Origin of the sequence: Pseudoalteromonas sp. CH_XMU1449-3 (genome assembly GCF_037027245.1) — a bacterium.
Classification (GTDB): domain Bacteria; phylum Pseudomonadota; class Gammaproteobacteria; order Enterobacterales; family Alteromonadaceae; genus Pseudoalteromonas; species Pseudoalteromonas shioyasakiensis.
The window spans coordinates 59755-76827 of sequence record NZ_JAYMDY010000010.1 but is presented as its reverse complement, the minus strand read 5'-3'; the positions used below and the strand labels follow the sequence as shown (position 1 = coordinate 76827).

Here is a 17073-nt window from a genome sequence, read left to right as displayed (position 1 = left end):
TAGTAACGACAGTGAAATACCAAAAAAAGATGAGAGCAATGCGCTAAGTATGACTTAGCGCATCTTCTATTAGGCTTTATTGAATGGATTACGAGTATCTTGGTTAGCATCAAGATTGCGCATCAAAATTGCGTGATCTAAATCGATGTCTTCTGGCAGAGGAATTTTAACAATATGGCCTGAACCTTTTGCATCGCTAATGGCTTCGCCTTTTTTGTTTTCCATAAAATCCAACTTAAAGTTAATGTTGCCTTTTGGTGTCATAAGCTCAAGTGAATGACCAGTACAGAACTTATTTTTCACATCAATTTCAACTAAGCCATTATCGTTGCGGCCTAATACTTCACCCACAAACTGCTGTTTATCTGATACCGAATGACCGTACTCATAGTTTTGATAGTCTTGATGTGCATGGCGTTTTAAGAACCCTTCGGTGTAGCCCCGGTGCGCTAAGTTTTCGAGAGTTTTAAATAAGTTTGCATCAAATGGGCGACCAGCAACCGCATCATCTATGGCTTTACGATATACTTGCGCAGTACGAGCAACATAGTAGAAAGACTTAGTACGGCCTTCAATTTTTAAACTATGTACGCCCATTTTCGTCAGTTGATCAACATATTGAACTGCACGTAAGTCTTTTGAGTTCATAATGTAAGTACCATGCTCGTCTTCAAAAGCAGGCATGTACTCACCAGGACGCCCTTGCTCTTCAAGCATAAATACTTCATTACTTGGGGCACCATCACCTAGGGTTGGGATCACCGCTTTAGGGTCGATTTTATGCACCATTTCGCCGGTTTCATTTTCGGTGCCTGGTTTCACATCGTAGTTCCAGCGACATGCATTAGTGCACGTTCCTTGATTTGGATCGCGTTTATTAATGTAACCCGATAGCAAACAACGGCCAGAATACGCCATGCAAAGTGCACCGTGAACAAACACTTCAAGTTCTGTATTAGGGCATAGTTCACGAATTTCAGCAATTTCTTCAAGCGATAATTCGCGCGATAAAATGACTCGTTCAATACCCTGCTGAGCCCAAAAGTTCACTGTGGCATAGTTCACCGCATTGGCCTGCACAGATAAGTGAATTGGCATATCTGGCCATTTTTCACGCACTAACATAATAAGCCCAGGATCTGACATGATCAGCGCATCTGGCTGCATCTCAATGACTGGCTCAATATCGCGTAAATACGATTTTACCTTGGCATTATGAGGAGCAATGTTCGACACCACATACAACTTTTTATTTTGCGCATGGGCTTCGTTGATACCAACTTGCAGATTATCTAGGTCAAACTCATTGTTACGAACACGAAGGCTATAACGAGGTTGGCCTGCGTAAACGGCATCTGCACCATAGGCAAAGGCATAACGCATATTCTTTAAACTACCCGCAGGTGATAACAACTCAGGCGTAAAAGGACGAGGGGTCAAAATAGGTGACGACATGAAAGCTCCACACATCGAACCGAGTACAAGTCGGTTGCATGAATTAATACAAGAATGAAGCGCGGCAGTATAATAACCTGTCCAGTAATTTTATTGATCTAGATCATGATTGATTCATAGAGCTTATTGTTGAGTAGGTGACAAACGAAAAAAGCGCCATAAGCGCTTTGGTCATAACAACAATATAGAGGAATAGTTAATGGGCTGAGCCATCTCCGCCACGTAATACGTTACTAGATGCTTTACACCCATTTTCAGCGATATAATCAACAGCTGCTTTGGCTTGCACTATGCCCCAGCCGTAAGCATGATCATAACCCATATCCCCCTGATCATCGGCAGATGCCCTCAGTGCTAAACGAATACCATTCGCAGAACACTCAGGATAATTACTCCATACCAATGCAGCTACGCCGGAAACATGGGGAGTTGCCATCGAAGTACCTGATTTAAAGTCATGATCTGAAAACTCAGCGACTGTTATTGTGGTTTTCTTACCGAGGTTGTCCATTAAATTAAGACCCTCATTTCTTGTCACAGAGCCAGCAATCATAGAAGTAGGGTTAATAGTGCCGATTAGCTGGCTTTGGTTATTATTACGAATAATAACTCCCACACCGCCATCCGCTTCACACTGCTCTACTTTTTTATAAAACGGAATTTCCCCTCGTTCGATTAGACAGATTTTTCCTGTTACATCTCCACAGCTCTGAGTACCTAAACCACAATCAACGAGCTCCCCTGTCACAGTACCAAAACGCGAGCCATCCATACCATAATATTGGAAATTAATAGTATCTTGCGTGACATTAAATTTTGAAAAGCGCGCGCGGTCAACAGGCACAGTTGAGAAAATATTAACGCCTGGCGCTGCTAGTTCAATTTGACTGCTTCGCTGAGAAAAGCTTGCATGATTTTTAGTGCTATCAACCGCTGCGACTGAAATCACACTGTCATAAGAGGCAGGATAGCTATGTGAAGCTTCACCAGCATTTCCTGCTGCCGCAACCATTAATATATTTGCACGAGCAACTTTATCTAACGCTTTTTCTTCAATCGGGCTTGAGTATTTTCCACCAAGGCTCATTGAAATAACCGTTGAACCGGCTTGCTGGCACTCATCAATCGCACCTGCTAAATCCGAAGCGTAAGCCCAGCTACCATTACCTGCAAAAACACGCACAATGTGCATATCAAGGGAATGATTATCGACAATCCCTGTCGTACCAAATTCATTGTCGATTGCGGCAATCGTGCCAGCAACATGAGTGCCATGACCAAATGGATCTTGATACCACACACCAGCACCACCATCGTCTGAGCCTGTAACACCAGCACTCGGCAAATCTGGGTGCTCTAAGGCATAACCGCTATCAATTACACACACTTTTTGTCCGCCTTGATATTGAACTTGATCAGCTTGAACCATCGATAAACCATACGGAATATATTGCGAAGCGCCTTCAGACATTAACTTTCTTGGTACGTCAGGGTAAAAAGTCTTTACGTTTGTAAGCCCTGTAACATTGGCTAACTGAGTTTTATCAATCGAAATTGCAAAACTTTCTAGTGAACTAAGCTCTTTTTCTATTTTAATATTATTTGATAACAACTCAGATTTAAGCGCTGAGGCTTTATTACTATTTGCTTCTAGAACAATTCGCATTGATTGATCAGCTAAAGAAGGAAAACTATAAGCAAGAGCAATGCTTGCCGCTAAAACTGTTTTTTTATTTATCATCATTAAACTCCTTCTCTACTCTGCGTTGTCGTCATTTTTGCTACTTGGGCAATCTTTCACTTGTACATTGCCACTTATTGTTCCGGCATTGTTATAGCCTTGGTATGGACCAGACTCGAGTAACATCACATTCAATAACCCATTTGCACCAAATCCAGATTTAATACCTTCAGAAATATCCATCATGCATGCAAAGCCAACCCCCTCTCCAGGCAGGCTAGGATTGGTTGAGTTATAATTAAACTCAACTTGATACATCCCCTCAGTGCAAATATCTTGTTTGCAGAATAATCGCTCATCACCAGAATCTGCCCCATCAGGCGACACTGGATCTTCACTACATAAGCCTGCACCATAAACCTGTGCGTTAAATGATACTCCTCCAGATTGTTGCCAATCTAATGCAGTTACATCTTTGTAATTTACTTTTCCGCTTACTTCTCCATCACAACGAGCTGCATGTGCTGTAAACACAGCTTTTCCAGCCCCACCCTTTGAATTAAGAGTGCCGCCAGCGTTAACTTGAGCGTCTAACTTTGCACATCCACCCATAATAGCGAATGATGTGATTAACAAACCTAACTGCGCTTTTTTCATATTAATTCCTTGTTGTTTGTTTTTATTAAAAACAGCTAAAACCACTCAATAATAAAATATATTTAATTTATACAATTAGTTATGAGTGACAAAACAAGTAATAGAGGAAGTGAAATGAGAATTCAACACACTAAAAAGGGTAAAAATTATGGCAAGAAAAACAATTAATTTGACTGTAAAAAAACACCTTTATTAACAAACTGTTAAAGGCACATTCACACAATATAAGAGTGTATCAATCTGTACCAAAATGTAACCAAGCACTTAAATATTATAAAAACAGATGCAAACTAGCGCTTTAGAACTACATAAATTAAACTAAGCAAGGACTTATACAGAAAAGAAAAAAGGTGACCAATCCTATGGCCACCTTTTTAGATCAAACTCAATTAACTATCCAGGGTAATTGGTTTGGATTTGCTAATGTTAACAGCAAAGCCCTTAACATTGATATTTTTATACGCCAGTTAAGCGTTCTCGGCGTTTTTTCCACAATAAGAACTGATAACCAAGTAGGCCATCGGCCTGAATATTGATGCGCCCACCTGCGGCTTTTATCACTTGCAATTGCTTTGGCTTATCGTCGAATTCAAATTTGAATTTATATGACGTCAGTGTTTGCTTAATCAAACTAATGGCAAGCTCGTGCTCTTTTGCAGCCTGAATGGTGACCATTTCATCCTGATTAAAGCGGTACTTAATTTGTTTATTTGTTGCGATTAGTTTCGGCATCAAATTAGCGATATGTTCATTCCAGTGCGCAGACTTTTTTGCGTATTCCATTGAAGCCGCTTCATCTAGCTCCCATGTGGTCAATAGCTCTTCAGGAACATTAAACCCTTTGTTGGTTGAGCTTGCAGCTTGATGGGTTTGCGCACTAGCTTGATCAGGAATAAAGCTTAGAATACATAACCATATTATTGTTATTAATGAACTTTTATACATTAGCAGGCCTTTGTTACAAAGATATTGAAATAAAGGCCCAGCCACCTAGCCGGACCTTTAAGCGCTTAACACAAAATGGTATTAGTCATTAATATGTGCGCAGCGGCCAAATTCAGCACCTGCCGACACCACATCAACCACTTGCTTAGGGAAGCTAAGTTCACGGTCGCGGCCGTTATCACATACAAATGCCTTATTCGCGTCAATTTCTATTGATAAAACTGCGCCAGCAATGCCAGCCATGATTTCAGAACCATCAGCACTTAGACCAAACATGTTATCAGTAAGCAAGCCTTTTGCTTCAGTAACACCTTGCTTAGCAAAGAACTCTTCTGATGACATCCAGCCAATACCTTTTAAATAAATAGCGCCAACAAAACCGCCTGATAGAGGGCTACCAGCACGTCCGGTGATCATCGATAAGTCCTCATTTGCATCAAGAACCATCACTGAAGGTAAGCCAAATCCTAGTTCAACTAATTCTTCATGGCTGTAGCCTAGGTCGCAATAGTTGGTCCAGAAACTTATCGCAGGAATGTTGTCACACCAACGTAAGCTACCAATTTTTTGAGTTGTATTGGTTACTGTATCCCATACTTTAACGCCAGCAGGACGACGGTTTTCGATGGCGCCAAAGGCGACATAACGACCATTTTCAGAAATAACTGAATTGTCGATTGCACCAAACTCCGTGTAGGTATCAACAAGCTCGCCATTCACCCAGGCAATTTGCGTAAAGCCATTCGTTGAACCTGTAATGGTTTCGCCATTACCAGAGATACGATCTGCTCGCGCCCATGCCGTACGACGAATTTGCTCATCGCCATTCATAATAGCGATTTCTTTACCGCTACCATAAGAACGGTCAACCATTTGGGTGCCAGGTAAAACGCTTGCTTTACCCGTGTTTGCATCCCAAACAGTAGGCATACCAACTGAACGCGCAGCTTCGCCTTCAGCACAGCGATTTGAACCATCGTATGGGAAGCGTGTTGTACCAACAATCAACTTACCATCATCATCCATATCCCAGATGCTATGTGAGCTTTGCCCCTGCTGACTTGAAAGCGAGCAACTATTCCCCGTTAAATCTTCAAGCATTGATACTTTGCCAGAGTTTATATCCCAGACGCCGCCTTGCATCACTCCATTATCATTAAAGTGTGCGGTAATAGCAGCTTTAGTGGCTGTTTTGTTCATTGCTGTGCTTGTAGAGCTTAATAAAGCGTAGCCATCAGGGCTTACTAAAGTATCAAACGAATTAGTCGCACTGTCGTATAAGAAAGGAATACCCGAAGAGGTTGTTCCAAGTGCTTTTTTACCGTTTTTAGCGTGATCCATTACAAACGCTGAAATCAGTGGCGTATATTGAATACCATCTTGATAACCGTTGAAGAACATCTCAACTTGTTTAGTTTCACCCGCTGAAACAACTATCTCTGTCATCGCACAGGCATTATCTATTCCCGGGTTTGCACTTTCGTTGTCATTCCAATATTCAGCTTCAGAAAGAATATTCGTTTGCTGAGTTGGGTAGCCACCTGCATTGATCTCTTGAGTATAAAGAGCATAACGTGCCCCAGGCGTTAAGCCATTAATGGTAAATGAGCCATCTGGGCCGATACGGCCTTGTGTCATATTACCTGACTGTTGGCTGATCACATCTTCGTAAGGGTTATCAAGGTTACGCGCTATTAAATTCACCCCTGAGTACTCTACTCCCTCTTTTGTTAAAAGCTTACCTTGAATAGAGCCAAACTGTGATTTGTACTCACTGGTAGGATAGAGATCTGAAATATTAACGATGTCATCTTTCACATTAATGGTGTGTTGATTTGCACCAGCACTGCCGCGCACATTAATAAACGGAAACATGGTCTCAATGGCAGAATAATCCAACATACTAGAGCTGGTAAATTTAGTGACACCCTCACAACCTGGTACACCGTCGTATTGCGGGCTATAGCTTGCCGACATATACACTAAATGGCCATTTGCTTGCGAGTGAGACATATTGATCGCATGGCCAAATTCATGGGTGAATACTCCACCAACTTGCGTGCCATCGGTATCACTGATATCAACAAACCAGCCATTCATTAAAGCTGTCGCTTCGATAATTTCGCCAGTTTCTTCGTCGGCCCATTCAGGGAATGCAATACCTAAAACAGCGCTTCTTGGCACACCAAAATAGTTTTCTAAAATGCCACCATCAGTGTCGTAATTGACCCAAAAGCCATAACCGTTTTCAACACCATAAATTTGATCAACATTTTCTGCAGTCACATCCGCAATGCCTGTTTTCTCAAAAATCGTGCCCTGTACTGACATCTCCAAAGTCGACGTTTCTACATCAGACCACTCTTTCACAGCATTCGCAGTTACTTTGTTGGCTTGCTCAATCGTTAAAAACGTATAATCTCGGTCAAGTTCAGTGTATGCAGGGATCACTGTGCCATCAGGTAAGGTAACATCAACGTTAAATACAGTGCCTTTTTCAAGTACAGTGAAGGTTTCGACATCGTTACCGTCTTTATCTTTGATAAGTTGGCCGCCATCTGTCCACACTGGAATACTGCCTTTTGAGGTGTCCCATTTATATGGCTGCATTGTCGGTTCATGAATATAGAGTGGGCCACCGGCTAACGCACCTGTCGAAATAGTTGCAAAGGTTAATGCTGCTGCGATTTTAGAAAATTTCATTATTGTTGTACTCCAGACAGTTTACCTACTAAATCCATAAAAACTCCCACATCGACTGCACCTGGTGTGGTTAAAAGATTTTGTTGCTCTGCTGATAAGCTGCTGGTATCTAACCCTTCAAAAACACCTTTGTTAGCAAAAATGTTTTCTACTTTGCCATTGCGCACTACAAATTTACCTTGAGCAAGGCCTACGGTCGTTTGAAACCCTGTGATTGATGCTGGCTTATACATAAAGGCAATCACTTGTTCGCCTTCTTGCCATTTAGAAAAACCTTCAGGCGTTGCACCTAAATACACTTTGCCATTGCCCATAGAGCGGGGCTTGATCAAGCCAAACTGACGAAAAGTGTAATTTGAATCCTCTTTTAATTTGCCTTTTGCATCTGACGAAACCTGAATAGTCACTTCGGTATAGGGACGATTGTTATCAAAACCATCTGTTACGCTTACCACCTGGCCAGCAATAATGCTCTGTGACTCAACAGCCATCTCTTTTAAGTTTTGTTGTTTTAGTTTCATTGCATTGGCTGCGGGGCTCAAAGTCAGCATGGTGCCAAGTGCAAAAGCTGACGCGCATGACAACTTAGAAAGTGCACTGCGTAGTTTCATTGTTCTCTCCTTTGATTATTCAAAATAAAAATGAAAGTAAGATTTTTGGTTTATAAAAAATCAATTCACTAATATTTTATGATTGAATAAGTTCAGGAATTCACGAAAAACCATGTAGCGTTTTGTACACTTAAATTTAACATTTCGATTACAATTTTATTATTGCTATTTTTCTCTGAAAAGATAGGTTAAAGAGCCGAACAAAAATAACATACTATTTATTTTCAACCACTTAAAGAAACCCCACTTTATCATTAACAATTAGCTTACCTGCGCAAAAGTGAACAAAAGGTTAACAATAACAATTGGTGTTTTTACACTTTTTAGACGCATTATGGGAATGGTAAATTAATAGCAATTAGCTTAGCTAAGTGAGCACGCTCTAAGCGAGTAGAGATTGGGCATGTCAGCAGAGAAGCCCCGCTGACAATAGCTGATTAATAGCAATTTAAAACAGCTGCACTTCTTCAGTTTCAAGCGCAAAGGTTTTGCCGTTTGCAAAACTAATATCGATATAAAAAATATGGCTACTTTCAACTTCAGGTGCTTGGTTAGGCTTTAGTTCAATAAATATAGGTGCAGTGGTTGGTAATACAGCGCTCAAATCTTCTACACTGGCATAGTTGCCATCACTGTAATAATCAAAATCATTAACAAACATCTCTGTGATATCAAACACGCTATTTAAACTCGTACCCGCGGTGAATTCACTGTTGTAATCAGCACTTGAGTAAATATTAATAGCTTTAATGGTATTCGCGCTCCCTAGTACCACAGCAGGGATAGCACACTCTGCGTACTCTTTATTAGGGTCGGGCTCATTTCCTTCACTATAAACACCTTCACCAATACCACCTAATTTAATGGTATAGGCATCATAAGCGAGTGCTGTGTTAGCCTCATTTTGCTCTGGGGTGACAACATAATTATTAATATCGATTGCAATGGGGTAAGGAGAGCACTCAAGCTCATCGTTTGAGTCTGAATTACAGCCCGCTAAACAGCTTGCAAGTAGAGTGACCAGTAAAAGATTTTTCATTATTGTCCTTATTAGTTTTATCATTTCCTGAGTTAATAATCGCCTATAAAATAGCCCACAACAAGTACTTAACTGCTAAAATTCGCTCATACTTTATACCCATGTTGCTATACATGGTTAAGGTTCATGAAAATGCCATCAAATGACTATTTAATTAAATTAGGAATTTTCACGTAAAGCGCGTATAATTCGCGCCCGTTAATATTTAACCTTTTAAATTTAAAATTATTGGAGCATAAAGATGGCTTTAGAGCGTACTTTTTCAATCGTAAAACCTGATGCAGTTGCTAAAAACCACATCGGTGCTATCTACAACCGTTTCGAAACTGCGGGTCTTAAAATCGTTGCAGCTAAAATGGTTCACCTTTCAAAAGAAAAAGCTGAAGGTTTCTACGCTGAGCACAGCGAGCGTCCTTTCTTCGGTGCTTTAGTTGAGTTCATGACATCTGGCCCAGTAATGGTTACTGTTCTTGAAGGTGAGAACGCAGTTCTTAAAAACCGTGAAATCATGGGTGCTACTAACCCTGCTGAAGCACTAGCTGGTACTTTACGTGCTGACTACGCAGACAGCATCGACGAAAATGCTGTTCACGGTTCTGACGCTGTTGAATCAGCTGCACGTGAAATCGCATACTTCTTCGCTGACGAAGAAATCTGCCCACGTACTCGTTAATTTCGAGTTCACAGCTAAGTCTGTGATGCAGAAGAAAAAGGGCTTTCGGGCCCTTTTTTAGTCATTAGCTAAGCTTATTGTAAATATGTTTAGCTAATGACTAAGTCGATTAAATAATGTACAATCGCGCACCCAAACTACTTACCACCGTCACTGATTGAGGTTGTTTCATGACCACTGAAAAAAAGATTAACTTATTAGATTTAAACCGAGATGCAATGCGTGAGCTTTTTGTATCATTCGGTGAAAAGCCATTCCGTGGCGATCAGGTGATGAAATGGATTTATCATTTTGGCGTAGACAATTTTGACGACATGACAAACGTCAACAAAAAGCTAAAAGAAAAACTAAAAGCTGAATGTGAAATTGTTGCTCCTGAAATCTCAGTTAGACAACAGGCAAGTGATGGCACCATCAAATACGCCCTAATGCTACAAGGTGGCCAAGAAGTAGAAGCTGTTTGGATCCCAGAAAAAGACCGTGCAACATTATGTGTTTCATCACAAGTTGGTTGTGCCCTTGAATGTACTTTCTGCTCTACGGCACAACAAGGTTTTAACCGTAACTTATCAGTATCTGAAATCATCGGTCAGGTATGGCGTGTTGCAAAAGATATAGGTTTAAACGGCGACAGCACTAAACGCCCAGTTACTAACGTGGTAATGATGGGTATGGGTGAGCCATTACTCAACCTTAAAAATGTCGTACCCGCAATGGAACTTATGATGGACGATTGGGGTTTTGGTTTATCAAAACGTCGCGTTACATTAAGTACCTCAGGGGTAGTGCCTGCTCTTGATTTATTAAAAGAAAAAATCGACGTAGCACTGGCTATTTCACTGCACGCGCCAAACAATGAACTGCGTGATGTACTGGTACCAATTAATAAAAAGTACCCTATTGAAGAGTTTCTAGCGGCATGTCGTCGTTATATTGATGGCTCTAAAGCAAACAAAGATGTGACTATCGAATACGTTATGCTACAAGGTGTAAACGACAGCACAGATCAAGCGCACGAATTGGTTAAAACACTTAAAGGAACACCTTCTAAAGTGAACCTAATTCCGTTTAACCCATTCCCGGGCAACGAATATGGCCGTTCGAGCAACAGCCGAATTGACCGCTTCTCTAAAGTATTACAAGCTGCGGGGATTACTTGTATTGTTCGCCGTACCCGCGGTGATGATATTGATGCAGCTTGTGGTCAATTAGTAGGTGATGTCGTTGACCGTACTAAACGTTTAGCGAAAAAGAAAATGCGCGAAGATAACGCAATTGCGGTAAATGTTCACCAAGCATAAGCGTAACTTTTAAAGATAAGCCTTTGTGACAAACTCGTTATTTTTAAAATAATAGATGCAACACAAAGGCTTTTCGGTAAGATAGGCATACGGAATCAAAGAAGAGATTAGGTAATGCGTTCTATACTTGCCATTACTGTTGGTGCATTCGCATTAACAGGGTGTGTTACAGAAAACAGCTACGAAGGTAGCGACAGACCCGTTGTTGAAAAACAGGTTAACAATACCGGTGCTGCCCGTACTCGTATCGCCCTTGCGTTACAGTACTTAAAAACAGGCAACAACTCGCAAGCAAAATATAACCTAGAACGTGCCGCAGATTTTGCCCCTGACCTTCCCGAAGTTCACTACTCTTTAGCTTATTACTATCAACAGGTTGATGAACCTGAGCTAGCAGATAAAGCCTATCAACGCGCACTAAAAATCGCCCCTAATGATCCGAACACCTTAAATAACTACGGTGTATTTTTGTGTGGCATTGGCGAATACGACCGCGCAGCAGAAGAGCTTCTTAAGGCGATTTCAATTCCTAGCTATATCCGTGTAGCTGAAAGTTACGAAAACTTAGCCTTGTGCGCGATTGAATTTGATGATTTTGAAAACGCAGAAAAATACCTTAAGTCAGCACTAAATCACAGCTCACAGCGTCCTTCTTCAATGATAAGCCTTGCTGGTTTGTATTACGCAAAAAGCGATCTTCATAAAGCTGAAGATATCATTGAAAAATACGAATCTTTAGGCCGAGTAACACCTCGAGCACTCATGCTCAGCTACTTAATTCAGCAACGCATGGGCCATATTGAAAAAGCTGAAACAACGGCAGGTATTATTCTACAAACCTATCCAGGTTCAGTAGAAGCGAAAACCATTTCATCTGGGCAAACTAAACGCTCAGAATTTGAAGTTCTGCGTGAAAAATACCGTCAAGCGCAGCTTGAAGAGCTGAAAGTATCAAGTGATAACAGCTCAGTTAGCAAAGATCAGCCAAAAATTCGCATCGTGAAAAGAAAAGCGCCTGCTAAACAAGCTGTTGTTGCACAGGCGTCAGTGGCTGCTACTGGGCAAAGCCTTGTAAAGACCACAAATGTTCCAACAACTAATGAACAAGCTTCTCCAGTTGAGCAGCCAACTGTAAACAAAACTCAACCCGAGCCACAAACTGTAGCGCAAAGTAATAAACAGGTGCCTACTGAGGTAAATTCAGACAGCGAAGAAAAGCCCGTAACAGAGACACTCGCCTCTTCACAAACGAGCGATACAACGCCAGAGACGCTCACAAAGCAAACTGACGAAGGTTTCCAAACAGTTTCCTCTCGTAAAGTTAAACAAACTCCAGTTATTGCAAAGCAGCAAACAGACGCGCAAACACCAGCGCAAAGTAATGATGAAGTGACCATAGTGTCATTTGGTGCACCGCAAACGCCAAGCGTTCAACAACAAACGCCAGCAAACTCGCAAAATACCAATAATGATGCCAGCACTGTGGTCTTTTACGAAGCAGAAAAAGACGAAAACGTATTTAGTGGCAGTCAAACAACGGCGTCAACCGCAAATAGCACTGACTTTAGCGTGACAAACGAGCCGCTTAACTTACCCATGCTGAACGCAAATGTACCTGCGCTGAATATCCCGTATCATATTATTGAAAATGGTGAAAACCTCTTTAGCATTTCGGTGCGATACAATGTTAAACTACAGAAGATTTTGCTGTGGAATGGCTTAAAAGAATCGGATCGTGTACAAAACGGTACTCGCATTTATTTGAACGATCCGAACATTTATCACGACATCAATGATGGCGACACACTCTTTAGCATAGCCACACAGCATAGCGTATTGATCGATCAGTTAATGCGCTGGAACAAATTGAGCCCAGATGTCGCCCTAGAACCTGGGCATAGACTCTTATTGGTAGATCCAGACTCATACGCATTATGAATGAAGAAAACAATTTAGAACAACCACAAGAAACGCTCGGCCAAGCGCTAAAAAAGCGCCGCGAAGACGCAGGAATGAGCCTTGAGCAACTTGCTGGTGCATTAAAGTTATCAGTTTTACAGTTACAACGACTAGAAAACGACGAGCACGAACTACTAGGCCCTGCGACCTTCGTAAAAGGTTATATCAGAAGCTATTGCCGTGAGCTTAAAATCGATAGCCAAGCCATGCTTGAATTACTGCCTGAGCACGTTGAGCCTGAGAAAAAGTCAAAAATGCAGAGCTTTTCTCGCCGCACAGAAAAAGAAGCACATGACAGCCGTTTAATGCTGTTTAGCTACTTTATCTTAGCGGTGATCATTGGCTCGTCTGTGTTTTGGTGGTGGCAAAATAGCAACCAGAATATCGAAGAGCCGGTCACGACTGCGATGCCAAATCAACTTGAAAGCAGTGATATTTCACCTGACTTAGCTGTAGAAGCACCAGCTGAAGAAACCATTCAATCACTCGCTGAAGGCGAGCAAGAAATCGCTCAGCCTGAAGCTGATGCGCCAACGACCAGCAACGAAGCACAAAATCAAGCTGCATCACAAAACCAATCTGCTGCTCAGCCACAAACTGAAAAGGCAGATCCTGAGCACAGCGAAGTGGTGATGCACTTCAATGAAGATAGCTGGGTAGAAATTCACGATGGCAACGGCGATCGCATCGCTTTTGGTGTTAAAAAAGCAGGTTACATTATGACAGTAACCGGCCCACAGCCGTTTAGTGTGGTACTCGGCAAACACCAAGTAGTCGATATTACTTTCCAAGGTCAAGCTGTCGATACCTCACATTTTGCCAAAAATCGCTTAGCTAAATTTACTTTACCGTTATCAGAGTAACCGCAATGTTTTCAGAATCTCCTATTAAACGCAGAAAATCGACCCGTATTAACGTTGGTAATGTGCCAATTGGTGATGGTGCACCAATTGCTGTTCAGTCGATGACTAACACCAACACCCTAGATATCGATGCAACGGTTGCACAAATTCAAGCTATTCAAGATGCCGGCGCCGACATTGTGCGTGTGTCTGTACCAACCATGGAAGCAGCTGAAGCATTTAAGAGCATTAAAGAACAAGTCACAATTCCACTAGTAACAGATATTCACTTTGATTACCGTATTGCGTTAAAAGTGGCTCAATATGGTGCGGATTGTTTGCGTATTAACCCTGGTAACATCGGTAGCGAAGAGCGTATTCGTGCCGTTGTAGACTCTGCACGTGAGCATAACATTCCGATTCGTATTGGTGTTAATGGCGGTTCATTAGAGCGCGACTTACAAGAAAAATACGGTGAACCAACACCAGAAGCACTTCTTGAATCAGCTATGCGCCATGTTGAGATCTTGCAGCGTTTAGACTTTGACCAATTCAAAGTATCCGTTAAAGCGTCAGATGTATTTTTAGCGGTTGGTGCGTATCGTTTACTTGCCAAAGAAATTGACCAGCCACTGCATTTAGGTATTACCGAAGCAGGTGGCATGCGCTCAGGTTCTGTTAAATCGGCTGTTGGTTTAGGTATGCTACTTGCCGAAGGCATTGGTGACACATTACGCGTATCACTTGCTGCCGATCCGGTACAAGAGATCAAAGTGGGTTTTGATATTTTAAAATCATTACGCATTCGCTCACGCGGCATTAACTTTATTGCTTGCCCGAGCTGCTCACGCCAAGAGTTTGATGTGGTAAGCACCATGAACCAGCTTGAAGAGCGATTAGAAGACGTGGTTGAGCCTATGTCAGTGTCGGTGATTGGTTGTGTAGTTAATGGTCCTGGCGAAGCGCTGGTTAGTGATATCGGCCTTGCTGGTGCCAACCGTCGCTCTGGCTTATACATCAATGGTGAGCGCCAAAAAGCGCGTATCGATAACGATAATATTGTCGACCAACTTGAAGGCTATGTGCGTGACTTTATCGCTAAGAAAGAGAAAGAAACGCCAATCGACATCAAAATCGTTGAATAATTCGCATATACTCGGCAAACCCTTGGGTTTGCCGTTTACCTTTACCGCTTAGACGGTATAATGACGGGTCAATTTTTTAGTTTTTCTTGAGGCGCGATTTTTTCAGCGCAAGTACAGTATTTAGGATTTATCAGTGGCAAAACAAATTCAGGCAGTTCGTGGTATGAACGATTGTCTGCCAGGCGATACGCAAATTTGGCAGAAAGTAGAAGACATTTTACGTGAAACAGTTTCATCGTTTGGTTATCAAGAAATTCGTTTTCCAATTGTTGAATCAACCGACCTATTCAAGCGCTCTATCGGTGAAGTAACCGATATCGTAGAAAAAGAAATGTACACCTTTGCTGACCGTAATGGCGATAACTTAACTCTTCGCCCTGAAGGTACTGCAGTGTGTGTGCGTGCAGGTAATCAGAACGGTTTACTGTATAACCAAGAACAACGTTTATGGTACATGGGCCCTATGTTCCGTCACGAGCGCCCACAAAAAGGCCGCTACCGTCAATTCCACCAATTTGGTTTAGAAACATTCGGCATTGCCACTGCTGATATTGATGCAGAAGTTATTTTGCTGACAGCCCAATTATGGAAAGAGTTTGGTATCAGTGAACACGTTCGTCTTGAGCTTAACTCACTGGGTTCAAATGAAGCGCGTGCAGACTACCGTGATGCACTTGTTGCTTACTTAGAGCAACACGTCGATGTACTTGATGAAGACTCTAAGCGTCGTATGCACACTAATCCTTTACGTGTGTTAGATAGCAAAAACCCTGATGTACAAGCCATTTTAACTGATGCGCCTAAACTATCTGAGCACTTAGACGCTGAATCAAAAGAACATTTTGAAAATTTATGTGAACGTTTAGACGCTGCAGGCGTCGAATACACGGTAAATGAAAAGCTTGTACGTGGACTTGACTATTATAACCGCACTGTTTTTGAGTGGGTAACCGATAGCCTAGGCGCACAAGGAACCGTTTGTGCCGGTGGTCGTTACGATGGTCTAGTTGAACAACTAGGCGGTAAAGCAACACCAGCGGTAGGTTTTGCAATGGGTCTTGAGCGTTTAGTGTTATTACTTCAAGCGCTAGAAAGTGTAGGTGACATCCGCCGTAGTGCTGATGTATATTTGGCAGCCATGGGCGATAAAGCCAGCATTCAAGCGCCTATCATTGCCGCTCAATTACGTAAAGATGTTGCAGGTCTACGTGTTATGGTGCACGCAGGCGGTGGCAACTTTAAAAAGCAATTAAAACGCGCAGATAAAAGCGATGCTCTTGTCGCGGTTATTATCGGCGAAGATGAATTAGAACAAGGCGTTGTGACTATTAAGTATTTACGTGAGCGTAAAGAACAAGTCACCTTAAAACTAGAAGAAGCGAAAACGCTACTAGCTGAGCTTATTTAAGCCCAGCTAGCAACAGAGGTAAGCATGGAAATTTATTCAACAGAAGAACAACAAGAAGAAGCGATCAAACGCTTTTTCCGTGAAAATGGTTTAGCACTTGCAATTGGTATTGTTGCAGGTTTAGGTGGTTTATATGGTTGGAAAGCTTATAACCAAAACCAAATCACCACAGCTGAGAAAGCATCTGACTCTTTCACACAACTTGTTGAAAGCGGTGCCGTGCTAGAAAAAGCGGATGCGTTTATTAAAGACAATGGCGAGTCAAGCTACAGCACGCTAACAGCATTTGTAGCAGCGAAAGAAGCCGTTGAAAAGAATGACCTTGATGCAGCAAGCGAAAAGCTTAACTGGATCATCACCAACGAGCAAAACCCTGAGCTTAAAGCAACGGCAACAACGCGCCTTGCTCGTGTTCACCTTGCACAAAAGCAATATGAGCAAGCGCTAACAACGCTAAACGCCCAGCTTCCAGCATCATTTGCTGCTGCAGTCGCTGAATTAAAAGGCGATGTTTATGCTGCACAAGGCGACAAAGATCAAGCTCGCAGCCAATACCAAGCTGCTGCTGATAATGGCGGCCTTGAAAACAATCCGTTATTACAAATTAAACTTGATGACTTAGCACAAACTAGCCCAGCGGCGTAAGGGGTTAAG

14 protein-coding genes are annotated in these 17073 nt (G+C 42.0%); 7 read left to right on the top strand and 7 right to left on the bottom strand.

The window, feature by feature from the left end; genetic code table 11:
• Positions 1-69: 69 nt before the first annotated feature.
• The 7 genes from trhP to WA256_RS13500 form a co-directional block, all read right to left on the bottom strand.
• Positions 70-1455, bottom strand: coding sequence for a prephenate-dependent tRNA uridine(34) hydroxylase TrhP (gene trhP, locus WA256_RS13530; protein WP_335992235.1), 1386 nt, complete (start codon positions 1453-1455; stop codon positions 70-72).
• Positions 1456-1651: 196 nt separating this feature from the next.
• Positions 1652-3199: a S8 family serine peptidase gene (locus WA256_RS13525; protein ID WP_335992232.1), complete on the bottom strand. Its 1548-nt coding sequence runs from the start codon at positions 3197-3199 to the stop codon at positions 1652-1654.
• A 12-nt stretch (positions 3200-3211) separates the two neighbouring features.
• The gene (locus WA256_RS13520; RefSeq protein WP_335992229.1) at positions 3212-3793 is read right to left on the bottom strand and encodes a hypothetical protein; all 582 of its coding nucleotides are present in this window, start codon (positions 3791-3793) and stop codon (positions 3212-3214) included.
• A gap of 456 nt (positions 3794-4249) precedes the next feature.
• Positions 4250-4738: a hypothetical protein gene (locus WA256_RS13515; RefSeq protein WP_335992225.1), complete on the bottom strand. Its 489-nt coding sequence runs from the start codon at positions 4736-4738 to the stop codon at positions 4250-4252.
• A gap of 81 nt (positions 4739-4819) precedes the next feature.
• Entirely contained in the window at positions 4820-7441 is a 2622-nt protein-coding gene (locus WA256_RS13510) for a hypothetical protein (RefSeq protein ID WP_335992221.1), read from the bottom strand.
• Positions 7441-8052, bottom strand: a complete 612-nt coding sequence (locus WA256_RS13505) for a hypothetical protein (RefSeq protein ID WP_335992217.1) — start codon at positions 8050-8052, stop codon at positions 7441-7443. The genes WA256_RS13510 and WA256_RS13505 overlap by 1 nt, the downstream gene beginning before the upstream one ends.
• A 448-nt stretch (positions 8053-8500) precedes the next feature.
• A complete protein-coding gene (locus WA256_RS13500) occupies positions 8501-9091 on the bottom strand; it encodes a hypothetical protein (RefSeq protein ID WP_335992215.1) in 591 nt (196 codons plus the stop codon).
• 241 nt (positions 9092-9332) lie between these two features.
• Here WA256_RS13500 and ndk point away from each other — a divergent pair, with 241 nt between their 5' ends.
• The 7 genes from ndk to WA256_RS13465 all read left to right on the top strand — a co-directional run bounded on the left by ndk (position 9333) and on the right by WA256_RS13465 (position 17064).
• Positions 9333-9764 carry a nucleoside-diphosphate kinase gene (gene ndk, locus WA256_RS13495; RefSeq protein WP_036972405.1) on the top strand — a complete coding sequence of 144 codons (432 nt, stop codon included), beginning with the start codon at positions 9333-9335 and terminating at the stop codon, positions 9762-9764.
• Between the two features lie 170 nt (positions 9765-9934).
• Positions 9935-11065: a bifunctional tRNA (adenosine(37)-C2)-methyltransferase TrmG/ribosomal RNA large subunit methyltransferase RlmN gene (locus WA256_RS13490; protein ID WP_239964020.1), complete on the top strand. Its 1131-nt coding sequence runs from the start codon at positions 9935-9937 to the stop codon at positions 11063-11065.
• Between the two features lie 114 nt (positions 11066-11179).
• Positions 11180-13003, top strand: coding sequence for a type IV pilus biogenesis/stability protein PilW (gene pilW / locus WA256_RS13485; protein WP_335992207.1), 1824 nt, complete (start codon positions 11180-11182; stop codon positions 13001-13003).
• Positions 13000-13887, top strand: coding sequence for a RodZ domain-containing protein (locus WA256_RS13480; protein WP_335992204.1), 888 nt, complete (start codon positions 13000-13002; stop codon positions 13885-13887). The genes pilW and WA256_RS13480 overlap by 4 nt, the downstream gene beginning before the upstream one ends.
• A gap of 5 nt (positions 13888-13892) precedes the next feature.
• Positions 13893-15011 (top strand): flavodoxin-dependent (E)-4-hydroxy-3-methylbut-2-enyl-diphosphate synthase, encoded by a 1119-nt coding sequence (ispG, locus tag WA256_RS13475; RefSeq protein ID WP_054553525.1) that lies wholly within the window; start codon positions 13893-13895, stop codon positions 15009-15011.
• Positions 15012-15144: 133 nt separating this feature from the next.
• The gene (hisS, locus tag WA256_RS13470) at positions 15145-16419 is read left to right on the top strand and encodes a histidine--tRNA ligase (RefSeq protein WP_058584526.1); all 1275 of its coding nucleotides are present in this window, start codon (positions 15145-15147) and stop codon (positions 16417-16419) included.
• Positions 16420-16443: 24 nt separating this feature from the next.
• A complete protein-coding gene (locus WA256_RS13465) occupies positions 16444-17064 on the top strand; it encodes a YfgM family protein (RefSeq protein WP_250660802.1) in 621 nt (206 codons plus the stop codon).
• Positions 17065-17073: the final 9 nt, after the last annotated feature.